Source organism: Pseudomonas sp. MF06569 (genome assembly GCF_059862735.1).
Map to the genome: position 1 here is coordinate 72,078 of NZ_JCBCUZ010000021.1, position 26,115 is coordinate 98,192.

Annotated in this window: 24 protein-coding genes; 18 read left to right on the top strand and 6 right to left on the bottom strand. The window is 61.2% G+C overall.

Features of this window, described 5'->3' with window-relative positions; translation table 11 throughout:
• Positions 1–5 precede the first annotated feature (5 nt).
• Positions 6–1,334, bottom strand: a complete 1,329-nt coding sequence (locus AC19YQ_RS18045; protein WP_500595623.1) for an MFS transporter — start codon at positions 1,332–1,334, stop codon at positions 6–8.
• A gap of 64 nt (positions 1,335–1,398) precedes the next feature.
• Positions 1,399–2,640, bottom strand: a complete 1,242-nt coding sequence (locus AC19YQ_RS18050; RefSeq protein ID WP_338649463.1) for a glutamine synthetase family protein — start codon at positions 2,638–2,640, stop codon at positions 1,399–1,401.
• A gap of 374 nt (positions 2,641–3,014) precedes the next feature.
• Between AC19YQ_RS18050 and AC19YQ_RS18055 the strand changes: the two genes are divergently transcribed.
• Complete coding sequence (locus tag AC19YQ_RS18055) at positions 3,015–4,313, top strand: histidine-type phosphatase (RefSeq protein WP_338648663.1); 1,299 nt, start codon at positions 3,015–3,017, stop codon at positions 4,311–4,313.
• Here AC19YQ_RS18055 and AC19YQ_RS18060 read toward each other — a convergent pair.
• Both AC19YQ_RS18060 and AC19YQ_RS18065 read right to left on the bottom strand, forming a co-directional pair.
• A complete protein-coding gene (locus AC19YQ_RS18060) occupies positions 4,268–5,533 on the bottom strand; it encodes an EAL domain-containing response regulator (protein ID WP_500595625.1) in 1,266 nt (421 codons plus the stop codon). The genes AC19YQ_RS18055 and AC19YQ_RS18060 overlap by 46 nt on opposite strands.
• A 121-nt stretch (positions 5,534–5,654) precedes the next feature.
• The gene (locus AC19YQ_RS18065; RefSeq protein WP_326427268.1) at positions 5,655–6,416 is read right to left on the bottom strand and encodes a FadR/GntR family transcriptional regulator; all 762 of its coding nucleotides are present in this window, start codon (positions 6,414–6,416) and stop codon (positions 5,655–5,657) included.
• 241 nt (positions 6,417–6,657) lie between these two features.
• Between AC19YQ_RS18065 and AC19YQ_RS18070 the strand changes: the two genes are divergently transcribed.
• The 9 genes from AC19YQ_RS18070 to AC19YQ_RS18110 all read left to right on the top strand — a co-directional run bounded on the left by AC19YQ_RS18070 (position 6,658) and on the right by AC19YQ_RS18110 (position 14,604).
• Positions 6,658–7,398 (top strand): SDR family oxidoreductase, encoded by a 741-nt coding sequence (locus AC19YQ_RS18070; protein WP_133077343.1) that lies wholly within the window; start codon positions 6,658–6,660, stop codon positions 7,396–7,398.
• 82 nt (positions 7,399–7,480) lie between these two features.
• On the top strand, positions 7,481–8,329 hold the full coding sequence (locus AC19YQ_RS18075; RefSeq protein ID WP_133077342.1) for a fumarylacetoacetate hydrolase family protein: 849 nt from the start codon (positions 7,481–7,483) through the stop codon (positions 8,327–8,329).
• A gap of 14 nt (positions 8,330–8,343) precedes the next feature.
• Positions 8,344–9,621, top strand: coding sequence for an L-fuconate dehydratase (locus AC19YQ_RS18080; protein WP_133077341.1), 1,278 nt, complete (start codon positions 8,344–8,346; stop codon positions 9,619–9,621).
• Between the two features lie 24 nt (positions 9,622–9,645).
• Entirely contained in the window at positions 9,646–10,491 is an 846-nt protein-coding gene (locus AC19YQ_RS18085; RefSeq protein WP_500595627.1) for an amidohydrolase family protein, read from the top strand.
• The gene (locus AC19YQ_RS18090) at positions 10,488–11,264 is read left to right on the top strand and encodes an L-fucose dehydrogenase (protein ID WP_338648665.1); all 777 of its coding nucleotides are present in this window, start codon (positions 10,488–10,490) and stop codon (positions 11,262–11,264) included. The genes AC19YQ_RS18085 and AC19YQ_RS18090 overlap by 4 nt, the downstream gene beginning before the upstream one ends.
• The gene (locus AC19YQ_RS18095; protein WP_133077338.1) at positions 11,261–11,602 is read left to right on the top strand and encodes an L-rhamnose mutarotase; all 342 of its coding nucleotides are present in this window, start codon (positions 11,261–11,263) and stop codon (positions 11,600–11,602) included. Before AC19YQ_RS18090 ends, AC19YQ_RS18095 begins: the two co-directional genes overlap by 4 nt.
• A gap of 56 nt (positions 11,603–11,658) precedes the next feature.
• The gene (gene fucP / locus AC19YQ_RS18100; RefSeq protein ID WP_133077337.1) at positions 11,659–12,894 is read left to right on the top strand and encodes an L-fucose:H+ symporter permease; all 1,236 of its coding nucleotides are present in this window, start codon (positions 11,659–11,661) and stop codon (positions 12,892–12,894) included.
• 40 nt (positions 12,895–12,934) lie between these two features.
• On the top strand, positions 12,935–14,257 hold the full coding sequence (locus tag AC19YQ_RS18105; RefSeq protein ID WP_219262045.1) for an MFS transporter: 1,323 nt from the start codon (positions 12,935–12,937) through the stop codon (positions 14,255–14,257).
• A gap of 95 nt (positions 14,258–14,352) precedes the next feature.
• The gene (locus AC19YQ_RS18110; RefSeq protein WP_133077335.1) at positions 14,353–14,604 is read left to right on the top strand and encodes a hypothetical protein; all 252 of its coding nucleotides are present in this window, start codon (positions 14,353–14,355) and stop codon (positions 14,602–14,604) included.
• A gap of 121 nt (positions 14,605–14,725) precedes the next feature.
• Here AC19YQ_RS18110 and AC19YQ_RS18115 read toward each other — a convergent pair whose 3' ends face one another.
• Entirely contained in the window at positions 14,726–15,994 is a 1,269-nt protein-coding gene (locus AC19YQ_RS18115) for an MFS transporter (protein ID WP_326397509.1), read from the bottom strand.
• A gap of 116 nt (positions 15,995–16,110) precedes the next feature.
• Complete coding sequence (locus AC19YQ_RS18120) at positions 16,111–17,067, bottom strand: LysR family transcriptional regulator (protein ID WP_133077333.1); 957 nt, start codon at positions 17,065–17,067, stop codon at positions 16,111–16,113.
• Positions 17,068–17,173: 106 nt separating this feature from the next.
• On the opposite strand from AC19YQ_RS18120, the gene AC19YQ_RS18125 reads away from it, so the two are divergent.
• The 8 genes from AC19YQ_RS18125 (at position 17,174) to AC19YQ_RS18160 (ending at position 26,002) form a co-directional block, all read left to right on the top strand.
• Complete coding sequence (locus tag AC19YQ_RS18125; protein ID WP_133077332.1) at positions 17,174–17,914, top strand: SDR family oxidoreductase; 741 nt, start codon at positions 17,174–17,176, stop codon at positions 17,912–17,914.
• A 126-nt stretch (positions 17,915–18,040) separates the two neighbouring features.
• The gene (locus AC19YQ_RS18130) at positions 18,041–18,889 is read left to right on the top strand and encodes an ureidoglycolate lyase (protein ID WP_133077331.1); all 849 of its coding nucleotides are present in this window, start codon (positions 18,041–18,043) and stop codon (positions 18,887–18,889) included.
• A 38-nt stretch (positions 18,890–18,927) separates the two neighbouring features.
• On the top strand, positions 18,928–19,902 hold the full coding sequence (gene denD / locus AC19YQ_RS18135) for a D-erythronate dehydrogenase (RefSeq protein WP_133077330.1): 975 nt from the start codon (positions 18,928–18,930) through the stop codon (positions 19,900–19,902).
• A gap of 151 nt (positions 19,903–20,053) precedes the next feature.
• On the top strand, positions 20,054–21,424 hold the full coding sequence (locus tag AC19YQ_RS18140; RefSeq protein ID WP_500595628.1) for an MFS transporter: 1,371 nt from the start codon (positions 20,054–20,056) through the stop codon (positions 21,422–21,424).
• Entirely contained in the window at positions 21,421–22,305 is an 885-nt protein-coding gene (locus AC19YQ_RS18145; RefSeq protein WP_133077328.1) for an NAD(P)-dependent oxidoreductase, read from the top strand. Before AC19YQ_RS18140 ends, AC19YQ_RS18145 begins: the two co-directional genes overlap by 4 nt.
• A 16-nt stretch (positions 22,306–22,321) precedes the next feature.
• Positions 22,322–24,106: an IlvD/Edd family dehydratase gene (locus AC19YQ_RS18150; RefSeq protein ID WP_326397507.1), complete on the top strand. Its 1,785-nt coding sequence runs from the start codon at positions 22,322–22,324 to the stop codon at positions 24,104–24,106.
• 133 nt (positions 24,107–24,239) lie between these two features.
• Complete coding sequence (locus tag AC19YQ_RS18155; RefSeq protein ID WP_326397506.1) at positions 24,240–25,427, top strand: fumarylacetoacetate hydrolase family protein; 1,188 nt, start codon at positions 24,240–24,242, stop codon at positions 25,425–25,427.
• Positions 25,428–25,657: 230 nt separating this feature from the next.
• Positions 25,658–26,002: an Arm DNA-binding domain-containing protein gene (locus AC19YQ_RS18160; RefSeq protein WP_500595629.1), complete on the top strand. Its 345-nt coding sequence runs from the start codon at positions 25,658–25,660 to the stop codon at positions 26,000–26,002.
• Positions 26,003–26,115: the final 113 nt, after the last annotated feature.

Consider the following 26,115-nt stretch of genomic DNA (forward strand, 5'->3'; position numbering starts at 1 on the left):
AGTGTCTAGGGCTTGGGTTCTGGCTTGGGTTCTGGCTCCGGTTCCGGTTCCGGTTCCGGTTCCGGCTCCACGTTATCCACCATCTGCTCCTGCACCACCTGCTCATCCACCCGCGGGTCAAGCGCCGCTACCAGCGGTGAACTGGACATGCTGTCAGGCATTGCCACGTGATGCAGCGGCGCATCATCGACCTGGTGCAGGTTGGTCACTGCATTCGGGCGAATTCGCCACACCAGGATCAAACCCGCCACGCTGAAAAAGGCGTAGAGCATGTGGCTGCCAAGCACCTTCATCAGAACCCCCGCCACCAGCGGGCCCACACTCGCCCCAATGCCGTAGGTCACCAGTAACATGGCGGTCAGCGACACGCGACGCTCCGGCTCAATGTGGTCATTGGCAAATGCCACGGCCAGCGGATAGATGCAAAACTGCATCAACGCCGCCATGCCACCGGCCACAAACAGCACCTCCAGCGGTACCGACGGCAGGATCGCCAGCGGCAATGCGGCCAGCGCCAGCAAGAAGGCGAAGATGCGGATCAGCAACGGCCGGTCATAGCGGTCGGACAACCAGCCCAATGGCCACTGCACCAGCAACCCGGCAAAAATACAGCTACCCATGTACAGACCGACCAGCTCGGTCGACAGCCCCTGCTGCGAGGCATAAAGCGGCGCCAGACCGTAGAACGAACCCACCAGCAGGCCCGCGCCCATCACCGCGATCAACGACTGGGGTACACGCTTGATAAAAAACTTGGGGTCCATCGGTGCGGGGTGCAGGGGCGCCGGGTGAATACGTCGGGTCATGGCCACGGGCACCAGGCACAGGGCAAAGCACAACGCCACAACCATCAGCAATTCGAGCCCCAGGGCCGGATGGATCACCAGGATCAATTGGCCGAGCACCAGGCCCAGATAGGAAGCGATCATGTACAGGCTGAACACCACGCCTCGCTGCTTGGCATCGGCCTGCTCATTGAGCCAGCTTTCGATGACCATGTACTGGCACATCATGCCCAGACCGACGATCACCCGCAGCAGCAACCATACCGGCAACCAGTCCGTCAGCCCGTGACACAGCACCGCCGCACCGACAATACCGGCGCAGGTGGCGTAGGCACGGATATGCCCGACCCGGGCAATCAGCCGGTGGCCGATCTTGCCGCCCAGGACCAGGCCAAAATAGTTGGCCGCCATCAACGCGCCGACCCACAGGCCGTCAACGTTGTCGGCCGCCAGGCGCAGCGCCAGATAGGTACTCAAGAGGCCAGAACCGATCAACATCATCAGCGAGGCAAAGTACAACGCTCGAAAAGACTTCCAGATTTGGTGCATTGGCTTTCCGTGCGGCTCCTTGTATCTGCAGCCGGGCAAGGCCCGGTGCCACAGATTTAAACAGTTAAGCCTGAGCCGCCAGAACGCGACGCTCCCAGGGAGTTATTTCGTCATGGAAGCTGGTAAGTTCCAGCGTCTTGGACGCAACGTAACCTTCGATGAACTCCACCCCGAACAGTTCAATCGCCAACTGACTGCGCTTGAGGCGATCAAGGGCTGCATGCAAGGTACAGGGCAATGACAGCGCCGGGGGCACTTCGAATTCGCCCTGAATCGCAGCGCTCGGTTCCAGCTCATGCTCAATGCCATATAACCCTGCCGCAAGGCTGGCGGCAATGGCCAGATACGGATTGGCGTCAGCGCCCGGCAAACGGTTTTCAACCCGCCGCGCCACGGGTGAGCTGGCCGGGATCCGAAGGCCTGCAGCACGGTTATCGTGGGACCAGCACGCATTGTTCGGCGAGGCATAGGGGTGGAACAGACGCTGATAGGAATTGACGTTGGGCGCAAACAGCGCCGTGAAGTCAGCCATGCCTGCCTGCTGCCCACCGATAAAGTGGCGAAAGGCGGCCGTCGGCTGCCCCGCCTCGTCGCTGAACACATTACGACCGCTGCCCAGCTCCACCACGCTCTGGTGAATGTGCATCGAGCTGCCGGCGGTGTGGGCCAGTGGCTTGGCCATGCACACAACGGTCAGTCCATGCTTGAGGGCGACTTCCTTGAGTAAATGCTTAAACAAAAACGTCTGGTCGGCGAGCAGCAGCGGATCACCGTGCAGCAGGTTTATTTCAAACTGACTGACGCCCATCTCGTGCATAAAGGTGTCGCGCGGCAAGCCCAGTGCCGCCATGCATGCGTAGACCTCGCTGAAAAAAGGCCGCAAGCCGTTATTGGAGCTGATGCTGAACGCAGAAAAACCTTCTTCAGGACGACCATCGAGCCCCACAGGCGGACGGAATGGCTGGGTCGGATCGGTGTTGGGCGCAAACACAAAGAACTCGAGCTCAGTCGCCACCACCGGCTCCAGACCGCGGGCCGCATAACGGGCGATAACGGCCTTCAACTGACCTCGCGTCGACAACGCCGAGCTTTCACCGCTGAACTCATCGGCGTCACAAATGGCCAGGGCACGGGGTTGCTGACTCCAGGGCAAGCGATGGAGTTGGGCAAGGTCTGGCACCAGGGCCAGGTCGCCATCGTCGCTGCCATAGAAACGCGACTCGGGGTAGCCGCCCATGATGCATTGCAACAGCACGCCACGGGCCATCTGCAAGCGCCGACCTTCGAGAAATCCCGCAGCGGTCATCACCTTGCCACGGGGTACGCCATTGAGATCGGGCGTGACGCACTCAACCTCATCAATACCCGCCAATCGCTGTGCGAGTGAGCCCTGGCCATCGCTCGTCATGACACGTTCCTTGTTGTGCAGGCCACTGAGGGCAATGGGTACAAAATACGCACCTGCTCCAGATTTGTGTAGTCGCTGATGATGGACCGTATCGGCATTGTGGGAGCGGGCTTGCTCGCGATTCAGGCGGCGCGGTCCACCAGGTACACCGCGTCGATACTATCGCGAGCAAGCCCGCTCCCACAGAGCCAATACGCCAGGTTGTGCGGTTTTTACCCGATAACTGTCTAAGCTCTTTGCCCACCGTGTCAGGAAGACCAAAAGGAAAAACGATGAAGCCGTTGCCCCCTCTTTTTACCAGCCTGCTGCTGGCCAGCCTGCTCAGCCCTGCAGCCTTCGCCCAAACCCCCACAAGCGATGGCTATGTGCTGGATAAAGTCGTGCAAATCAGCCGTCATGGCGTGCGACCTCCCACCCAATCCAATGAAAAACTGCTGACCTCCGTCACTCAGCGTCAATGGCCAACCTGGCTTGTACCCTTGGGCAACTTGACCGGCCACGGCTATACCGGTGCTGTCGAAATGGGCCGCTACCGCGGGGAGGTACTGCGCACCGCCGGACTGATCCCCAAGGGTTGCCCGGATGCCAGCCAGTTGCTGGTACACGCCAGCCCCCTGCAGCGCACCAAGGCCACCGCACAGGCCCTGCTCGATGGCATGTTCCCCGGCTGCGGGCTGCAACCGACCTATGTCAGCGGCAATCAGGACGCCTTGTTCCAGGCCAATGAAATGCCCTTTGCCGCCCTTGACCCGGTGAAAGCCAAAGCCGAAATCCTCAAAGCCCTGGGGGGCAGCGTCGAAGCGGCACAGGCGCGCTACCAACCCTTTGAAGAAAAACTCAGGGAAGTCGCCTGCCTGCCCGGGGCTGACTGCCCCTATGGCAAACAAGCCTGGACCCTTGAACAAAACGCCAAGGGCCGCTTCTCGATCAAGGGCCTGAGCGCGGGCGCCAACATGGGCGAAGTGTTCCGCCTGGAATACAGCCAGGGCTTGCCACTGGATAAAGTCGCGTTCGGCAACGGTCGTACCGCAGCCCAAGTGTCCAGCCTGATGGTGCTGACCAAAGCCAAGTACGACTACCTCAATGACATCCCCTATATCGCCAGTCGCGGTGCGTCAGAGCTGATGAACCAGATTTCGCTGGAACTCAAGCAAGGCACCCCGCTGGCCCAAAAAGACGGGCAAAGCATCCCGCCTGATGTGCCGCTGATGCTGCTCGTGGCCCACGACACCAATATCGCCTACCTGCGCACCATGCTCGGCTTCGGCTGGAAGCTGGGGGACTACATCGAGAACAATATCCCGCCCGTCGGTACGCTGCAGTTTGAACGCTACAAGGAAGTCAAAACCGGCGAGTACTTTCTGCGCATTGCCTTTGAGGCGCAGTCAATGGATCAGATCCGCAACCTGACGCAGCTGACCGGCGCCCAAAAACCGCTCAAGCGTGATTTCAACAGCGCCGGGGACTGCCGTAAAACCAGCGTCGGCCTGCTTTGCCCGCTCAAGGATGCGATGGCCACCGTGGATCAGAACATCGACCCGACTGCACTGACGCCGTACTCATTCGAGTGATCCGGCGCCGTTGAAACCTCAGCGCCAGGACTGGCTTCACGTTGTTGCAACCAGTGCAGCAAGTCCTGTCCGCTCATGGGTCGTGCAAACCAGTAGCCCTGCCCTTCAACGCACCCCATTGTCAGCAAGCGCTGAAACTGGGCCTCGGTTTCGATCCCTTCAATGACCACCGACAGGCCCAGGGTTTTACCCAGGGCCAGGGTGTTGGCGATCACCGCTTCGCAGCGCGGTTCATGCTCCAGGTGGCGAACAAACCCGGCGTCGAGCTTGATTTCATTAAATGGCAACTGACACAGCCGTTGCAGCGAGGAAAACCCGGTTCCAAAGTCGTCGATCGATAACCGGCAGCCCATCATTCGCAGGCGTACCAGGTTCTCCAGGCTGGCGGCCGGCGCTTGCAGCAGTCCGTTCTCGGTCAGTTCGAAGGTCAGCCTGGAGCCTGGCGTCGCATGCCGGGTCAGGATGCCCTTGAGGGTGTAAGTCAGCTGGTTATTGGCCAATTGCACGGTTTGCAGGTTGAACGCCATGTTCAAGGGAAAGCCCTGAATCCTGGCTTGCTCTTGCAGTCTCAACGCCTGATCCAGTTGGGCAAACAACATGTCGTCCATCAACCCGCAGCGCTCCAGCACCAGGATAAACATGGCCGGGGGCAGCACCCCTTTACTCGGGTGCTGCCAGCGACACAGCACCTCAACACCACACACCTCGCCGGTCTGCAGGTTGAACTTGGGTTGGTACCAGGCCTGCAGTTGCTGCAGGGCCAGGGCCTGGCGCACCTCGTCTTCACAGGCCAGTTGCACCTTACTGCCGGGCGTTTTCTCGGTGGTGCAGGCGCCCTGATACTTTGCCAGCAGAGGCCCAAGCACTTCGGCGTGCAGCGGCTTGCCGACATCACCCAGCAACTCCACCCCCAAAAGGGTAACGATCTGACGCGCCGTGCGGCGCAAGTCAGCCGACAGGGCACTGCTGATGATGATGGCTTTGGCTTGCCCCGACTTGCCCACCCGGCGCAAAAAGGCCAGACCGTCCATGCCTTCCATCTGCAAATCGCACACGGCGATATCCACCGCACCTGCCTGCTCAAGAACCGCCAGCGCCTCACTGCCATCACTGGCCTCAAACACTTCATGACAGCCCAGCGAGCGAAACAGGCTCACCGCTACGGCGCGCTGGAAGTCGTCATCTTCCAAAATCAGGATACGCAGTGAATGACCAGACATCAGGTTGACCCATCGAAAAACGGTGTAGGTCAATTGTCCCGGAGACAACAGGATAGTTACCTAGGAAATTTCCCCTTAAACGTAGGAATTATCCCAAGCCGACCCGGCTGTCGATTGAGCGTCAGCGAGCACTGCGGGTGAAGATGCGGATCACCTCATCCAGGTGCTCGGCCATGGCCTGACGCGCAGCGTCCGGGTCGTGCTGCTCCAGCGCTTGCAGCACGCGCCGGTGTTCATTTTCCGAACGATGAATCATGTCGTCCGGGGTGTAATGGCTTTGCAAACGCTGGAACATGCTGCCGTAACGGTGCCCCAGCAAATGCTGGATCATCAGCGCATAGGCCGGGTTGTCCGAGGCCTGGGCGATGCGGATATGGAACAGGCGGTCGCCCGGGTGGGTATGGGAGTCTTCGCGATTGTCCTGCACGTTGCGTTCGAACGCCTCGCGGATGCCCGCCAATTCTTCGTCACTGGCATTCACCGCCGCCAGTGCAGCGGCCTCGGGCTCGATCAGGCGCCGGGCCTGAAGCAAGGCGAACGGCGGGATTTCAGCGCTGAAATCAACTTCGATGCCCAGTTCGGGGTCCAGTTCTTTCCACTGATTGCGGGTGGCCTGGGCCATCACCGGCTCATCGGACACCGCCTGCACCGGAGGCTCACAGACCAGCACTCCGTTACCCACGCGCACATCCACCAGGCCGATGACTTCCAGCGCAATCATCGCCTCGCGCACCGAAGCGCGACTCACGCCCAGCAACTTGGCCAACTCCCGCTCAGCCGGCAAGCGGCTGCCCGGCGGAAATTCACCGCTGTCGATCAAGGCCCGTAGCTGATCAGCGATTTGCCGATAAAGCCTTTGATTATCAATAACTTGAAATGGCATCAGGAAATAAGCTCTGGTAAGGACAGCCTTCGACAAGCTCGTTTGGCAAAAAAAGGCGCTTGTTGAAGCTTGAGGTGCATGCTACAAAAGGACCAATGGCCTGACCATTGGACGGATAACGTAAAGCGATCATAGCAAACCTTATCCACACACTTGCGTCGTTTTGCCATTTGTTACGCCCGCAATGGCCTGACCATTAGGCCTATAACGACAAAAACAACAACATCGCAATGGAGCCCCCATGGATCTTTCCGGCAAACGCGTGCTGATCACTGCGGCCGCTCAGGGTATTGGCCAGGCCAGTGTCCAGGCGTATCTCGCCGCTGGCGCCGAAGTCTTCGCCGCCGACATCAATGCCGCCGCCCTCGACGCCCTTGAAGGCGCGCACACTCATCTTCTGGACGTCACCGACGCCGCTGCCATCGAGCGCCTGGCCAAAACACTTGGCCCGCTGGATGTGCTGTTCAACTGCGCGGGCGTGGTTCACAGCGGCAATATTCTGGAATGCAGCGAAAAGGACTGGAGCTTCGCCCTGGACCTCAACGTGACCGCCATGTACCGCATGATCCGCGCTTTCTTGCCGGGCATGCTGGGCAACGGCGGCGGTTCGATCATCAACATGGCCTCGGTGGCCTCCAGCGTCAAAGGCGTGCCCAACCGCTTTGCCTACTGCGCCAGCAAAGGCGCGGTCATTGGCCTGACCCGTTCAGTGGCGGCTGATTTTGTGAGCCAGAACATCCGTTGCAACGCCATCTGCCCCGGCACCGTCGACTCCCCTTCCCTGCGCCAGCGCATCAGCGAACAGGCTCTGCGCGAAGGCCGCAGTGTCGACGAGGTGTACGCCGCCTTTGCTGCGCGCCAGCCCATGGGCCGCATCGGCACCGCCGAAGAAATCGCCCAGTTGGCGCTGTACCTGGGATCGAGTGCCAGCGGCTTCACCACCGGCACGGCACAAATCATTGATGGCGGCTGGAGCAACTGACGCCATCGCTTTTGACTTTGCTCTCGTGGGAGCGGGCTTGCTCGCTTCCACAGGGCCCTACCCCTTCCAAAAAGGATTGTTTATGAAACTGCTGCGCTACGGTGACAAAGGTCAGGAACGCCCTGCCCTGCTCGACAACAACGGTCAACTGCGCGACTTGTCCGCAGTGGTCGCAGACATCGCAGGCCAAACCCTGAGCCCCGAAAGCATTGCCCGCCTGCAAGATATCGACCCCTCGACCCTGCCACTGGTTGAGGGCTCCCCACGTATCGGCGCCTGCGTTGGTCAGGTCGGCAAATTTATCTGCATCGGCCTCAACTACGCCGACCATGCTGCCGAAACCGGCGCCGCCATCCCCGCCGAGCCTGTGGTGTTCAGCAAATGGACCAGCGCCATTGTCGGCCCCAACGACAACGTTGAAATCCCGCGCAACTCGCGCAAAACCGACTGGGAAGTCGAACTGGGCGTGGTCATCGGCAAAGGCGGTCGCTACATCAGCGAAAGCGATGCCCTTGAGCATGTGGCTGGATATTGCGTGATCAACGACGTGTCCGAGCGTGAGTTCCAGCTGGAGCTGGGCGGCACCTGGGACAAAGGCAAGGGCTGCGACACCTTCGGCCCGCTTGGGCCGTGGCTGGTGACCCGTGATGAAATCGCCGACCCGCACCAGCTCGACCTGTGGCTGGAAGTGGACGGCAAGCGCTACCAGAACGGCAACACGCGGACGATGATTTTCCAGATCCCGAAAATCATCAGCTACCTCAGCCAGTTCATGAGCCTGCAACCGGGCGACGTGATTTCCACCGGCACCCCGCCAGGTGTCGGCCTGGGCATCAAGCCCGAACCCGTGTACCTGCGCGCAGGCCAGACCATGCGCCTGGGTATCAGCGGGCTGGGCGAACAACAGCAACGCACCGTGAATGCCGACTGACAGGGAGCTGCACCATGACCACGATTACTGCCGTACGGGTTGAAGACATCCGCTTCCCCACCTCGCAATCGCTCGACGGTTCTGACGCGATGAACCCGGACCCGGACTACTCGGCGGCCTATGTCATCCTCGAAACCGACACCCCGGGCCTTGAAGGCCATGGCCTGACCTTCACCATCGGCCGTGGCAATGAAATCTGCTGCGCCTCGATCAAGGCCCTGTCCAGCCTGCTGGTGGGGTTGAAGCTGGAATGGATCGCCGAAGACATGGGCCGCTTCTGGCGCCACGTCACCAGCGATAGCCAACTGCGCTGGATCGGCCCGGACAAGGGCGCCATTCACCTGGCCACTGGCGCGGTGGTCAATGCCGCCTGGGACCTGTGGGCCAAGGCAGAAGGCAAACCCGTGTGGCGCCTGGTGGCCGACATGAGCCCCGAAGAACTGGTGCGCTGCATTGATTTTCGCTACATCACCGACTGCATAACCCCGGCACAAGCCCTCACGTTGTTGCGCGAACGCGCCCAGGGCAAGGCCGAGCGCCTGGCTTCGCTCGAAGCTGACGGCTACCCCTGCTACACCACCTCGGCCGGGTGGCTCGGTTATGCCGATGACAAACTGCGCAGGCTGTGCCAGGAGGCGGTGGATGCAGGCTTCAGCCACGTCAAACTGAAGGTCGGCCATGACCTGCAGGACGACATCCGCCGCGTGCGTATCGCACGCGAGGTGTTGGGGCCGGATCGCCAGTTGATGATCGACGCCAATCAGGTATGGGAAGTGGACGAGGCCATTGACTGGGTGCGCGAGCTGTCATTTGCCAACCCGTGGTTTATCGAAGAACCCACCAGCCCGGACGACGTGGAAGGTCATCGCAAGATCCGCCTGGGCGTTACCCCGGTCAAGGTCGCAACCGGTGAGATGTGCCAGAACCGTATCGTGTTCAAGCAACTGATCATGCGCGAAGCCATTGATGTGGTGCAGATCGACGCCTGCCGTCTCGGCGGGGTCAATGAAGTGCTGGCCGTGATGCTGATGGCCGCCAAATACAACCTGCCCGTGTGCCCCCATGCGGGTGGCGTAGGTTTGTGCGAATACGTGCAGCACCTGTCGATGATCGATTACCTGTGCATCGCCGGGACTCACGAAGGCCGGGTGGTGGAGTTTGTCGACCATCTGCATGAGCACTTTGAAGACCCGTGCGTGATTCGCAACGCGGCCTATATGCCACCCCAGGCGCCGGGCTTCTCGATCCAGATGAAAGCAGCGTCCCGCGAGCAGTATCGGTACCGGGGCTGAACCCACGGGCGGAGCACAATAATAATGTCGTCCTTACACTCACTACGGCTCGATGCCCACCAGCACTTCTGGCGCTATGACCCGGCCAGCTATCCCTGGATAGGTCACGGCATGGACGCTTTGCGCCGCAACTTTGAGCCTGAAGACCTGCGCCCGCTGCTGGATGCGGCCGGGCTTGACGGCTGCATTGCCGTGCAGGCCCGGGCCTGTACCGGCGAAACCGATCAATTGTTGCTGTTGGCTGAGCGTTACCCGTGGATTCGCGCCGTGGTGGGTTGGGTCGACCTGTGCGCGGGGGATCTTGAACAGTCCCTGGAGCGCTGGGCGCAGGCACCGGCATTGCGTGGTTTTCGGCATCAACTGCAAGACGAAGACTCACCGGCCGGGTTCATGCAGAACCCGGCGTTCAACCGGGGGCTGAGCACCTTGCAGCGCCAGGGCCTGGTCTATGAAGTGCTGATCAAGGCCCAGGATCTGGGGGCGGCAACGGCACTGTGCCGACAACACGATCAGCATCATCTGGTGCTCGACCACCTGGGCAAACCCGATGTGCAGGCCAACCATTTAAAGGCCTGGGCCAAACAGCTCGCGCCGCTGGCTGCCTTGTCCCACGTCAGTTGCAAGCTGTCGGGGCTGATCACCGAAGCCCATTGGCAAGACTGGCACAGCGGGCAACTGACGCCTTATTTGCACACCGCACTGGAACTGTTCGGCCCCGACCGCTTGATGTTCGGCTCCGACTGGCCGGTGTGCCTGCTGGCCAGCGAATACGCACACACCTGCGACGTGCTCGCCAGCGTGTCGCAAGACGCGGCCATTTGGGGTGGCACGGCGTGCCGCGTCTACAACATAGAGGGATCGACTCCATGAATCTGTATCTGCAAGACAAGGTGTTTATCGTCACTGGCGGCGGTTCGGGGATTGGCGCGGCCATCTCCCTGGGGCTGGCCGACGAAGGCGCGATACCGGTGATTTTCGGTCACAGCCCACTGTCCGATGAACTGGCACGGCAACTGGATCTACGCGGTACGCAGAGCCTGTTCATCCAGGTCGAACTGCGTGACGAAGACGCCTGCCGCGCAGCGGTCGCGACGGTGCTGCAACGCTTTGGACGCATCGACGGGCTGGTCAACAACGCCGGGGTCAACGACAGCGTAGGCCTTGAGGCCGGGCGCTCGGCCTTTGTCGATTCCCTGGAAAAGAACCTCATCCATTACTACGTGATGACCCACTTGTGTGTCGACGCGCTCAAGGCCACTCGCGGGGCCATCGTCAACATCAGCTCCAAGACGGCCCTCACCGGGCAAGGCGGCACCAGCGGTTATACCGCGGCCAAGGGCGCGCAACTGTCGTTGACCCGCGAATGGGCCACTTCGTTGCTGGCCGACGGGATTCGGGTCAATGCGGTGATCCCGGCAGAAGTCATGACCCCACTGTATGAGCGCTGGATCGACACGTTCGCCGACCCGAAGGCCAAGCTTTCGAGCATCGTCGAAAAAATCCCCTTCGGCCAACGCATGACCACGGCCTCGGAGATCGCCGACAGCGTGCTGTTTCTGCTGTCCTCGCGTGCCTCCCACACCACCGGGCAATGGCTGGTGGTGGACGGTGGCTACACCCACCTGGACCGGGCGCTGACATGACTCGCCAGTGCCTGGCGCTGGACCTCAAGGACGACCCGGCATTGATCGCCGAGTACGAGCGCCTGCACCGGCACATCTGGCCGCAGATCAGCGCCCACCTGCGCCAGCACGGCGTACTGGACATGCAGATCTGGCGCCTGGGCACCCGGTTGTTCATGGTCATGGACACCGCCCCCGGCTTCAGCACTGAAGCTTTTGAACGGGCCAGCGCCAGCGACCCCAGGGTGCAGGAATGGGAGGCACTGATGTGGCGCTTCCAACAGCCCACACCCTGGACCTTGCCCCATGAAAAATGGGCGCCAATGAGCCGGATATTCAGTTTGAAACACTCATCCTGACCCGCTTCCACACAGAACCATGCAAGTCGCACACAACAATAAAAAGGAGATGCGTCATGTCACTCAAGCACTCGAACGTCGCAGAGCCGTCCTTTACCCGGGCGGTTACGTCCTATCGCTGGGCACTGATTCTGGTGACCTGCCTGTTTTTCCTGTGGGGGCTGTCCTATGGCCTGCTCGATGTACTGAACAAACACTTTCAGGAAACCCTGCACGTCAGCAAGGCCCAGTCGGGCCTGCTGCAAAGCGCGTACTTCGGGGCGTACTTTCTGATCGCCCTGCCTGCCGGCTTCATCATGGACCGATACGGCTACAAGGCCGGTATTTTGCTGGGCCTGTGCCTCTACGCCACCGGCGCCCTGCTGTTCATGCCAGCCGCTGCCGCACAGAGCTTTCAGTTCTTTCTGTTCGCCCTGTTTGTAATCGCCTGCGGCCTGGGTTGCCTGGAAACCGCCGCCAACCCGTATGCCACGGTATTGGGTGAGCCCGCCGGTGCCGAGCGACGCTTGAACCTGGCACAGTCATTCAACGGCCTGGGGCAGTTCTTCGGACCGTTGATTGGCGGCGCACTGTTCTTCAGTGGAGCCAACAGCACCGACACCACCCAATCGCTGCAAATGACCTACCTGGTGATTGCCGCGCTGGTGTTGCTGGTGGCGGTGCTGATCGCCCGCACCCCGTTGCCCGACTTGCGCGAGCAGGAAGTGCAAGCCGGGCAGCACGACCACAAAACCCTGTGGCAGCACCGCGAGTTCGTCACAGGGGTGATCACCCAGTTTTTCTATGTGGGCGCCCAGGTCGGCGTGGGTGCTTTTTTCATCAACTACGTCACCGAACACTGGGCACACATGAGCAGCCAGCAAGCCGCGTATTTGCTCTCGGTGGCGATGCTCAGCTTCATGTTTGGCCGGTTCTTCAGCACCTGGCTGATGGGCCGCGTCAACGCCCAGCGTCTGCTGCTGATCTACGCATTGATCAACGTCGGGCTGTGCGCGGTGGTGGTAACGGGGATTGAAGGCCTGTCGGTGGTGGCGCTGGTGGCGACGTTCTTCTTCATGTCGATCATGTTCCCGACGCTGTTTGCCATGGGCGTGAAAAACCTCGGGCCGCATACCAAGCGCGGCAGCTCATTCATGATCATGGCCATTGTCGGCGGCGCGCTGCTGCCCTACGTGATGGGCCTGGTGGCCGACCACACCTCCACGGCCGTGGCCTACCTGCTGCCGATGGGTTGCTTTGTGATCGTTGCGGCTTATGCCCGTGGTGCTCTCAGAGGCAAGCCAGCCCTTTAAATGCCGTTGTACTCCACAAAAAAAATAATCGGAGCACCTCATGTCCAACCCCGTCCTGCAACAGGCGCTGAGTAAAATTCGCTGGCGCATCCTGCCCTTTGTCGCGTTGATGTTCGCGATGGCCATCATCGACCGTTCCAACATCGGCTTTGCCAAACACGCCTTTCAGGCGGACACCGGCCTGAGCAACGCAGCGTTTGCGTTAGGCGCGGGGATTTTCTTTATCGGCTACGCGGTGTTCGAAGTCCCCAGCAACCTGATGCTGCACAAGATCGGCGCCCGCATCTGGCTGAGCCGGATCATGGTCACCTGGGGGCTGGTGTCGGCGGCGATGATGTTTGCCCACGACGAAACCAGCTTTTACATCCTGCGTTTTTTGCTGGGCGTGGCCGAAGCGGGTCTGTCGCCGGGGGTGGTGCTGTACCTGACCTACTGGTTCCCGCAGAACCAGCGCGGCTCGGCCTACGGCATCTACTATTTCGGCGTACCGGTGTCGCTGATGGTGGGCGGGCCCGTGTCGGGCTGGTTGCTGGAAACCGCGCAATTCGGCCTCACCGGCTGGCAATGGATGTTTGTGACCGAAGGCCTCGCGGCTTCGATCATCGGCGTGTTTGCGTTCTTCTACCTGACCGACAAACCCCGCGACGCCAAGTGGCTGAGCCCTGAAGAAAAGGCAGTCATCGAACACGAACTGGAAAAAGAACACCTGCTCAAGGCCAACAAGGGCCCTTCGTCGTGGCGCGCGGCACTGATCAACCCGGTGGTGCTGTACTTCACCCTGATCTATTTCACGATACAGGTCAGCGTCTATGGGGTGCTGTTCTACCTGCCGACGCGGATCGCCGAGTTGCTGGGCACCGGCATTGGCTTGAAAGTCGGCGCACTGACTTCAATTCCGTGGATTGCCACCGTGTGCATGCTGTACATCGTGACTCGCCATGCCGACCGCACAGGTCAGCAAACCCGCTTCGCCGCGCTGATGCTGGCATTGGCGGCAGTGGGCATGGTGGGATCGACATTGAGTGGCAGCCTGCCACTGGTGATTTTGGCGTTCTGCGTGGCAGCCGCCGGTTTTATTACCGTGCAACCGTTGTTCTGGACACTGCCTACCCGCTTTTTGGGCGGCGCGGCGGCGGCCAGCGGGATTGCGGTGATTGGTGCGCTGGGCAACCTTGGTGGTTTCCTGGCACCCACGGTCAAAACCTGGGCCGAGGGCTACTTCAACAACCCCCATGCAGGCATGTACTTTTTGGCCGGGACGGCGTTGCTGGGCGCGCTGATGTTGATCCGCTGTGCAAGAACCGGACAAGAACCCGGCATCCAGGTTGATTCACCGTCCGTGACAGCACCTGCGACACGCTGACCGCAGCGGCGGGTATTAACACGGGTCACATGTGAGCTACATTGGGAAACAGTTGGAATCAAAACAACAGCCCGAAATCTCACAAAGGGTGACCCGTGAATACCAATCAAAAACTGAGAACTTTCGACCTGATTCGCGAAGCGGTACTGCCCGAGTACCGCGACCGGGTGAACGAGTACCTGAGCCTTTATGAAGAGGCGCTCCAAAGCGAAAGCACCCGCACTGCCGATAGACACGCCAGCGCCCATCAACTGCGGGGCTACCTGCGCGGCCTGAACACCACCCGGGTGCTGGGCATGGCTGACTGGGAAGAGCTGGACCGACGCATTACCGAGTCGTGGTTGTAACGGTAAACACCTATCCCCCCCGTGGGAGCGGGCTTGCTCGCGATGATATCGACGCGGTAGTTCAGATACACCGTGTCGCCCGAATTGCGAGCAAGCCCGCTCCCAACAAACCCTCTCTCAGTCAGGCGGGGACAAACGCAGCCTGCGGTGCCTGCGGGGCTTTCGGCTCCTTGAGCAGCGCAAAGTAGGCGAAAGCCGAACACGCAGCCACCACCGCACTGATCACGAATGCCGAAGAAAACGAGCCGCTCTGCTGAACGCTGAACCCCGTCAGGATCGGGGCTATGGAGCCCGCCAGATAACCGCCAAAGTTCTGGATCGAACCAAACGAAGCGACACGCTCCGACGGCACGATGGTGTTGACGATCATCCACGCCGTGGCGCTGGAGATGTTGATGAAGAACATGGTCAGGCACAGCAGGATCACGCACGCCACCACGTTGGTGGTAAACGCCACGATCAGGGTAAACAGCGCCCCGCCCAGCAGGCCCAGAATCACCATCAGTTTTCGGCTGGCCAGTACCCGCATGCCCCTCGCCACCAGGCGGTCGCAGCATTTGCCGGCGACGATGGTGCCCAAGGCGCCGAACAGATAAGCCAGAGATATCACCCAGGCCGTGCGGTACAGGTCCAGGCCATGCTCGCGCTCAAAGTAGCCGGGCAGCCAGGTGAGATTGAGCCAGATCATGTAGATCACGCCCATGAACCCGAGGAATGCACCCCATGTATTGCGGTCCTTGAACAGCGAGGTCCAGCGCACTTTCGGCGCCTTGGCCTGCTGCACCGGTACCGGTTCTGCGCGGCCTGTTTCGGCCATGTATTGCGCTTTGCTTTTGTAGAACTTGAACCAGCACACCGCCAGTAACAGGCCCATCACACCGGTCAGGATGAACATCCCGCGCCAGCCCAGATGCACCATGAATACGGTCAACAAAGGCGGCGCCAGGCACGGCCCGATGCAGGTCGAGGACCACACCCAGCCGGTTGCCGTGCCCCGCTCCTGGGTGTCGAACCACTCCGACAAGGCCTTGGCCGCCGAAGGAAAGACCGGTGCCTCGCCAATCCCCAGCAATACCCTCAGCCCGACCAGATGGCCGTAGCTGCTGAATAGCCCGAAAGCCGCCTGCGCTACCGACCACACCACCAGCGAGCCACCCAGTGCCAGCTTGCTGCCCAGCTTGTCGATCAAGGCACCGAGGGGGAGTTGGGAGAAGGCGTAGGCAATGGAAAATGCAGAGAGCATCACGCCCATTTGCATCGGGCTGATGGCCAGGTCTTTCTGGATAGTGGTGTTGGCGATGGACAGCGCACTGCGGTCCAGGTAGTTGACCACGCCAATCAGGAACAGGAAGAAGATTGTCAGCGTCTTGTAGCTTTTTATTGTTCTCATTCGCGCCTCTCATGAGCGGTTTCGCCCCTACCCGGCAGGTGGGGCGACGCTCACTTTAGAGGGCGATCTGGCCTGTGCCCAATCACATGATTGGATCAGTTAATAACTGAGGGTTATCAAGATGTCTGGCGAGCACCGCGCAGGGCATCGGGACCACTTAACAGGGCATCGATAAAGGCTTTGGCAGACCACTGAGGCACTTCGTTGCGCCGGGTAATCACGCCGTAATCCGCCAGTACCAGGGGAAACGGCAACGCCAGACGGGTCAAGCGCCCGGCCTGGATTTCCGGCTCGACCATCGACTCCGCCAGCATGGCCACCGCAGGCGTTGTTTGCAGCAGTTGCATCGTGGTTTGCAGGGACACGGTTTCCACGGTGTTTTCAGGGGTTTGCATACCCGCCTCGACAAAGGCTTTTTCTACCCGCGCCCGCATCGGTGTGCCCGTGGGGTAAATCACCCAGGGCCAACTGCCGAGTTCGGCCAGGGGGACTTCGCTGGCCCCCGCCAACGGATGCTGACTGCCGGTGACCAGACACAACGGCTCCGGTGCCAGCGCCTGGAACTCGAACAGTTCACGGTGACGGTCGAGGGTAAACCGGGCCACCACCAGGTCCAGTTCCTTGTGTTCAAGCAGGGTCAGCATGTTGGCACTGGTGCCTTCAAGCACTTGCACGGTGAGCAACGGCCACTGCTGCTTGACCCTCACAATCGCCGCGGGCACCGCCAGAGCCGTTGCCGCATAGATAGTGCCGACCTTCAGCAGGCCATGCCCGCCCTGGCGCAGATGATTGATCTGGCTGACGAACTGGCCGGTATCGTTCAACGCGATCTGGGCGAACCGGGCCACGTGGGTACCCAGATCGGTAAGCGTCATGCTGCGCGGCAAACGGGCAAAGACGTCGAAACCCAATTGGTGCTCGATCTCACGCAGCATCTTGCTGACTGCTGGCTGGCTGATGCTCATTTCCTGCGCGGTGGCATGCATGTTTTGCGTGCGCGCCAGCGTGTCGATAAGCACCAAATGGCGAAACCGCAGCCAGTTGCACAGTTGGTTAAACCCGACATCCGCCATCCGATAACCTCCGGTTATTAAGTCCTGAGAATATCTCATTGGCGATTATCGCAAAGCAACTTTAGTGTGAAGGGGTTGCGCCAAATAATAACAACGGACTCTTGTCATGAACCTAGCCAACAAACGCGTTCTGATCACCGCTGCAGCGCAGGGCATAGGCCGCGCATCGGTACTGGCCTTTCGGGATGCCGGCGCTCAGGTCATCGCCACCGACCTGCATATCGAAGCATTGCACGACATTCCCGGCATTCAAACCCTGTCTCTGGACGTGACCCGTGCCTCGGACATTGACGCGATCTGCCAACAGGTGGGCAACGTGGACGTGCTGTTCAACTGCGCCGGTTACGTGCACAGCGGTGCCGTCCTTGAGTGCGACGAACAGGCCTGGCAATTCTCTTTCGACCTCAACGTAACGGCCATGTACCGGATGATCCGTGCCTTCTTGCCAGGCATGTTGAGCAACGGTGGTGGCTCGATCATCAACATGGCTTCGGTGGCCTCCAGCGTCAAAGGTGTGCCCAACCGCTTTGCCTACACCGCCAGCAAAGCCGCCGTGATCGGCCTGACCAAATCGGTGGCCGCCGACTACGTAGGCCAGGGCATTCGCTGCAACGCCATTTGCCCCGGCACGGTGGACTCCCCGTCGCTGCGCCAGCGCATCGCCCAGCAGGCACTTGAGCAAGGGCGCTCCGAAGCCGAGGTGTACCAGGCTTTCGTCGACCGCCAGCCCATGGGCCGCATTGGCAACGCTGAAGAAATCGCCCGGTTGGCGCTGTACCTGGCCAGCGATGCCAGCAGTTACACCACCGGCACGACCCAGGTGATTGATGGCGGGATGAGCAACTGAAACCAGACTCACTGTAGTCGCTGCCGAAGGCTGCGATGGGTAGCGCAGCTACCCCGCTTTTGAAGGGCCTGCGGCAGCGGCTACAGGAAATGGCTGCACTCTTCTTATTTGGATAAAGGAGCTTTTATGAAACTGCTGCGCTACGGCGATAAAGGTCAGGAAAAACCCGGTCTGCTGGATGCTCAAGGCAATATCCGTGATGTGTCGGCGCACATCGCCGATGTCGCAGGCTCCGCGCTCAACCCCGAAAGCCTGGCCGCACTCAGCAAGATCGACCCCGCCACCCTGCCGCTGGTCAGTGGTTCGCCCCGTATCGGCGCCTGTGTCGGCCAGGTCGGCAAGTTCATCTGCATCGGTCTCAACTATGCGGACCACGCCGCAGAGTCCGGTCTGGCCGTGCCGTCGGAACCGGTGGTGTTCAGTAAATGGACCAGCGCCATCTGCGGCCCGAACGATAACGTAGAAATTCCCCGCGACTCGACCAAGACCGACTGGGAAGTCGAGTTGGGCGTGGTGATCGGCAAGGGCGGCCGCAATATCAACGAACACAACGCACTGGAACACGTGGCCGGTTACTGCGTGATCAACGATGTGTCCGAACGCGAATGGCAGCTGGAGCGTGGCGGCACCTGGGACAAGGGCAAGGGGTTCGACACCTTCGGCCCCCTCGGCCCGTGGCTGGTGACCCGTGATGAAATCACCGATCCACACCAGCTCGACCTGTGGCTAGAGGTAGATGGACAGCGCTACCAGAACGGCAATACCCGCACGATGGTGTTCCAGATCCCGGCATTGATTGCCTACCTGAGCCGCTGCATGTCGCTGCAACCAGGCGATGTGATTTCCACCGGTACGCCACCGGGTGTGGGCCTGGGCGTCAAGCCGTCGCCGGTCTATCTGCGCCCGGGTCAGGAAATGCGCCTGGGCATCAGCGGCCTGGGCGAACAGCGCCAGCGCACCGTGCAGGCCGACTGATTCACCGCTCAAACAACTATAAGAAACAGGGGCTGTACATGAGAATTCTAATCACCGGCGGTACCGGCTTTATCGGCAAGCAACTGGCTCAGCGTCTGCTTGACCTGAACACCCTGACCCTCGAAGGCCAGGCACCTCGTGCCATTGAACGCATCGTGCTGTTTGATGCCTTTGCGGGCGAAGACCTGCCCAGTGATCCGCGCATCGAACTGGTGACCGGTGATGTGGCTGACCCTGAAGTCATCGCCCGGGTGACTGACGGCGTGGATCTGGTATGGCACCTGGCAGCGGTGGTCAGCTCGGCTGCCGAGGCGGATTTCGACCTCGGCATGCAGGTCAACCTTCACGGCCTGATGTTGCTGCTCGAAACCCTGCGCAAACAGGGCAACGCACCGCGCTTTGTGTATGCCAGCGGCTTCGCCGTATTTGGCGGCACGCTGCCGCCTGTGGTCGATGACAACACCGTACTCACCCCTCAGTCCTCCTACGGCATGCAAAAAGCCGTGGGCGAACTGCTGGTGGCCGACTATGCGCGCAAGGGCTTTGTCGATGGCCGCGTGCTGCGCCTGCCAACGGTGGCCGTGCGCCCCGGCAAGCCGAACAAAGCGGCATCGACCTTCTTCAGCTCGATCATCCGCGAACCGCTGGCAGGCCTGCCTGCCGTCTGCCCGGTGCGCCCGGACACCCAGGTGTACCTGACCTCGCCGCGTCGCATTATCGAATCGATGTTGCTGGGCATGACCCTGTCGCCGCAAACCCTGGGCAACGAACGCATCATCCCGCTGCCGGGTGTGACCACCACCGTGGCGGACATGGTCTCGGCGCTGCAACGGGTCGCCGGTGAGGACGTCACCCAACTGATTCGCTGGGAGCCGGACGCCACCATCCAGCGCATCGTCGAAAGCTGGCCGAGCAAGGTCCAGGCCCCTCGCGCCCGGGCACTGGGCTTTACCGCCGACCCGGACTTCGACGCCATCGTGCGCGCCCATATCGAGGATACGGCCCCCAAATAACCCCACACCTCTGTGGGTGCGGGCTTGCTCGCGACGGGATCGATGCGGTTGTTCAGTGACACCGCGTCGCCTTTATCGCGAGCAAGCCCGCTCCCACAAAAAGCAAAAAAGCTCGCGTTACACACAACAATAAAAACTGAGGCCGTGCGATATGACCACAACGCCACTTCCCGATGTCTCCGACATCGAACAACAGACGATCAAGCGCGTTACCAAACGCATGATCCCCTTTCTTATCCTGCTGTTTTTGGTCGCCTTCCTGGACCGCAACAACGTCGGGTTCGCCGCACTGCGGATGAACGAAGACATCGGCATCAGCCAGACTATTTATGGCCTGGGCGCGGGTATTTTCTTCCTCGGCTACTTCATGTTCGAAGTGCCGAGCAACATTCTGCTGCACCGCTACGGCGCCCGTGTCTGGATTGCACGGATCATGGTGACCTGGGGCATCATCGCAGGGGCCATGGGCTTTTTGCAGACGCCCGTGCACTTCGTCTCCCTGCGCGTACTGCTGGGTATCGCTGAGGCCGGGTTCTTTCCGGGGGTCATTTACCTGCTGTCGCTGTGGTTCCCGAGCCGTTACCGCGCCCGCATGATCGCTACCTTTTACCTGGGCGTTCCCATTGCACAAATCATCGGCGCGCCCCTGTCGGTAGGCCTGATGGAACTGGGCGATGCCTGGGGCTTGGTCGGCTGGCGCCTGATGTACATCGTTGAGGCCGTACCGGCCGTGATCCTCGGTGTGGTGTGCTACTTCTACCTCACCGACCACCCGGCGGATGCTCACTGGCTGACCGACAAACAGCGCAACTGGCTGATCAACACCCTGGCCCAGGAAGAGCGCAACAAACCGCTGGTGGTGGGCATTCAACCGACCAAAGGCCAGATGATCCGCAAGGCACTGTGCAACCGTCAGGTATGGCTGCTGGCGCTGGTGTATTTCGGCATCACGTCGGGCTCCAACGCGATGAACTTCTTCATGCCCACCGTACTGGCCTCGTTCCGTGGCTCGTTCGGGCTGGAGATCGGCCTGATGCAGAACGGCTTGATCACCGCCATCCCGTACGCCGTCGCCGCTGTGGCGATGATCTGGTGGAGCCGTCGCTCTGATCGCCTGCAAGAACGTCACTGGCATGCCGGCGGCGCCGCCATGCTCGCGGCCGTGTCCATTGCCGTGGCGCTGTGGCTCAACCAGCCGTGGATCATCGTCGTCGGTTTCATCCTTCTGGCGATGGGTGTTTACAGCGCGATCAACGTGTTCTGGGCCGTCCCGGGGCAAGTACTGACGGGCGTCGGGGCCGCCGTGGGGATTGGCCTGATCAACTCCATCGGTAACCTCAGCGGCTTTATCGGCCCTTACCTGACCGGCTATCTGTTCACCGTCACCGGCAGCTACACCCCAGGCTTCATGGTGATTGCTGCACTGGTCGGCCTGGGTGGCCTGGGCATGGTGCTGATGCCACGCAACAAGGTGTCGCAGATTGGCGAGCAAATGGTCCCGGCGGCTGGAGGCAAAGCATGAGCCTGCCAACCGTAGCCTTCATCGGTACCGGGATCATGGGCCAGCCCATGGCCCGCAACCTGCTGCACGCAGGCTTCCCGGTGCGGGCATGGAACCGTTCTTCCGCCAGGGCGCAGGCACTCGCGGCACAAGGTGCCGAGGCTTTTCAGGCCCCGGCGCATGCCGCAAACGGCGCCCAGGTGCTGATCTGCATGCTCAGCGATGGCCCGACCTGCGACGAGGTGCTGTTTGGCGAGAACGGCGCTGCCCTGGCCTTGGCGCCGGGTGCGCTGGTGATTGTGATGAGTTCGATCCCGGTCGACACCGCCGCCGCACAGGCACGGCTATGTGCCGAACGGGGCCTGCGCTACCTCGACGCCCCGGTGTCGGGGGGCGAGCGTGGGGCGCGGGAAGCCAGCCTGGCGATCATGGTCGGTGGTGAAACCGTGGCCTTCGAGCAAGGCCGCGAGGTGCTGGCCGCCATGGGCCGCCCGGTACACGTCGGCCCGGCGGGCACTGGCGAACTGTCCAAACTGGTCAACCAGTTGATTGTCGCCAGCACCATCGCCACCGTTGCCGAAGGCCTGCTGCTGGCCGAGCGCGGCGGCGCCGACCCGTCAAAAGTCCACGAAGCGTTGATGGGGGGCTTCATCGATTCGCCGATCTGGCGTCAACACGGCCAACGCATGCTTAACAACGACTTCACCCCCGGCGGCCCGGCCAAGTGGCAACTCAAGGACACCCGGACCGCCCTCGCACAAGCGCAAAAGCTGGGCCTGAACCTGCCCGTGGGCACCCTGGTGGACAGTCTGTTTGCAGCGATGGTCGAGGCCGGTGACGGCGAACTCGACCACGCCGGACTGATCCGCCAAGTGCGCCGCAACAACCCTTTGCCCGAATAATCTGCTGGAGCCTGCCATGACCGATTCAACCCCACGCCGCCTGCGCAGCCAGCTGTGGTTCGACGATCCAAGCCACGCCGACCTTACTGCGCTGTACGTTGAGCGCTACATGAACCAGGGCCTGACCCGGGCCGAACTGCAATCGGGACGGCCCATCATCGGTATTGCCCAGACCGGCAGCGACCTCACGCCCTGCAACCGCCACCACATCGAACTGGCCAAGCGGGTCAAGGACGGTATTCGCGACGCGGGGGGCATTCCGATGGAATTCCCGGTGCACCCGATCGCCGAACAGTCACGTCGCCCAACCGCGGCGCTGGATCGCAACCTCGCCTATCTGGGCCTGGTGGAAGTGCTTCACGGCTACCCGCTGGACGGCGTCGTGCTGACCACAGGCTGCGACAAGACCACCCCGGCCTGCCTGATGGCGGCGGCCACCACTGACTTGCCCTCTATCGTGTTGTCCGGCGGGCCAATGCTCGACGGCTGGCACAAAGGCCAGCGCATCGGCTCCGGCACCGTCCTGTGGCATGCGCGCAACCTGCTCAGCGCAGGGGAGATCGACTACGAAGGGTTCATGACCCTGACCACGGCTTCATCGCCGTCCGTGGGCCACTGCAACACGATGGGCACCGCGCTTTCCATGAACGCACTGGCCGAGGCACTGGGCATGTCGCTGCCTGGTTGCGCGAGCATTCCGGCACCGTACCGCGAGCGCGGTCAAATGGCCTATGCCACCGGCATGCGCATCGTCGACCTGGTGCGCGAAGACGTGCGCCCATCGCACATCATGACCCACGCCGCCTTTGAAAACGCCATCGCCGTGGCCTCGGCACTGGGCGCGTCCACCAACTGCCCGCCACACTTGATTGCCATTGCCCGCCACAGTGGCATCGATCTGTCGCTGGAAGACTGGCAGCGTGTGGGCGAAGACGTCCCGTTGCTCGTCAACTGCATGCCTGCCGGTGAATACCTTGGCGAAAGCTTCCACCGCGCGGGCGGCGTACCGGCAGTGATGCATGAACTGGACAAGGTTGGGCGCCTGCACCGCGACTGCCTCACCGTCAGTGGCCGCAGCATGGGGGACGTGGTTGCCGACTGCGTCACCGGCGATCGCGACGTGATCCGCTCATACGAAGATCCGCTGATGCACCGCGCCGGTTTTATCGTACTCAGCGGTAACTTCTTCGACAGCGCCATCATGAAAATGTCGGTGGTGGGTGAAGCCTTCCGCAAGACCTATCTCAGCGACCCGTTGCAACCCAACAGTTTCGAAGCGCGGGCCATTGTGTTCGAGGGGCCCGAAGACTATCAGGCGCGCATCAACGACCCGACGCTGGACATCGATGAACGCTGCATTCTGGTGATTCGCGGCTGCGGCACTGTCGGTTTTCCCGGCAGTGGCGAGGTGGTGAACATGGCACCGCCTTCCAACCTGATCAAGGCCGGGATCGACTCGCTGCCGTGCATGGGCGATGGCCGTCAAAGCGGCACCTCGGCCAGCCCGTCGATTCTCAACATGTCTCCGGAGTCTGCCGTGGGCGGCGGCCTGTCGTTGCTGCGCACGGGGGATCGCCTGCGCGTCGACCTGAATGCGCGCAGTGTCAATTTGCTGGTGGACGAAAGCGTGCTCAACGAGCGTCGCCAGGAACCCCTGCCACCGCTGGCCCCGTCGCAAACGCCGTGGCAGGAACTGTATCGCCAACTGGTAGGCCAGTTGTCCACGGGCGGCTGCCTGGAACCGGCAACACTGTACTGGCGCGTGATCCCGGAAAACGGCCCGCCCCGCCACTCTCACTAAACACTATGGACACATGACCTGTGGGGGCGGGCTTGCTCGCGATGCAGGCGGCGCGCTCTCTCAGGTACACCGCAGTGGCGTCATCGCGAGCAAGTCCGCTCCCGCACTGCCCATTTTTTCAAGGATCAGGCCTATGCAAACGCTGCAATTGACCGTAGAAAACTCCCTGCCGAACGACTGGCAGCGCGCGACGCTGGTGGGTCGTGTATGGCTACCTGGCGAGCGTGGTGGTCCGGCCGTGGTGGTGATTCGAGACGGCGAGGTGATCGACTGCACCGCGCACTTCGCCACCCTGAGCGCGCTACTGGAAAGCGACAAACCGCTGCAAAGCGTACGCGAAATCAGCGGTACGGCCTTGGGTACGATTCAGGCCCTGCTGGCCAACAGTGGCGAGCAGCGTGACATGGCCAAGCCCTATCTGCTGGCCCCTGCAGACCTGCAAGTGATCAAGGCCGCAGGCGTGACATTTGCCGCCAGCATGATCGAGCGAGTCATCGAAGAAAAAGCAGGCGGCGATGCCCTGCGTGCTCAAGAGATCCGCGCCCTGGTACAGGACGTCATCGGTGACAACCTGCGCGACCTGCTCCCCGGCTCGCCCGAGGCCATGCGCCTCAAGCAGGTGCTGATCGAACAGAACATGTGGTCCCAGTACCTGGAAGTCGGTATCGGCCCGGACGCCGAGATTTTCACCAAGGCCCCGATACTGGCGGCGGTGGGCAGCGGTAATGCCATCGGCATTCACCCGGGTTCAAGCTGGAACAACCCGGAACCGGAAGTCGTGCTCGCGGTGGACAGCCAGGGCCGGATTCACGGCGCAACCCTGGGCAACGACGTCAACCTGCGCGACTTCGAAGGCCGCAGTGCGCTGCTGCTGAGCAAGGCCAAGGACAACAACGCATCCTGCGCACTGGGACCGTTTATTCGCCTGTTCGACGAACACTTCAGTCTCGACGACGTGCGCCAATGCGAAGTGACCTTGCGCGTCGAAGGCACGGACGGCTACGTACTGGACGGCAAGAGTTCCATGAACCAGATCAGCCGCGACCCGGCCAATCTGGCGGAGCAAACCCTCAATGCCAACCACCAGTACCCGGACGGCTTTGTGCTGTTTCTCGGCACCCTGTTCGCGCCCACAGAAGACCGCGACCATTCGGGTCAGGGGTTCACCCACAAGGCGGACGACGTAGTGAGCATTTCGTCACCCGCCCTGGGCGCCCTGCACAATCGCGTGACGGGTAGCGACCAGGCTCCACAATGGGCATTCGGGGTTGGGGCACTGATGAAGAACCTGGCGGGGCGCGGGCTGCTGGGCCAGGCCTGACTGATTGAAAGCCACAAAAAAGGCCCCGCCTGTTCAACAGTGCGGGGCCTTTGCGTATCTGGTGTCCCAGGCGGGGTTCGAACCTGCAACCTTCCCCTTAGGAGGGTCAACTACAAACCAGTAAACACAGGACAAACCCAGCAAACAAAGGGCGTTGCTGTGTGATTGTGTGTTCTGATACTGACTGATACTGTGCTTTCTTCTGTCACACTGCTGTCACGACTGGAATCATGAAGACTAAGATTACCCAAAGACTCATTAGCAGCCTGTCCGCAGAGCCGAAAGTTTATCGTGTTCACGACACCCACCTCCCCGGTTTTTTTATTCGCGTTCTGCCCAGTGGGCACATGAGCTATATGGTGACGTGGGGGCGCAACAAGAATGCCACTCTAGGCCGCGTGGGGGTGATGACGCTGGATCAGGCCCGCACTGAGGCTGGCAGGTATCTAACAGACGCACATGAGCACGGCGAACCACTGGCGGTCACCCAAAACCGCAGGAACGCCAGCACCCCTACCCTGCGCGCATTCCTCGACGACACCTATCTGCCGTGGTTCAAGGCTGTAGTGGTCTAATGAAACCGGACACCCTTTTAGGCGAGAATACTCGCCAGATCGAGGTGTCAGATGACCAAACAACGCCGTACCTTTTCCGCTGAATTCAAACGCGAGGCTGCCGACCTCGTGCT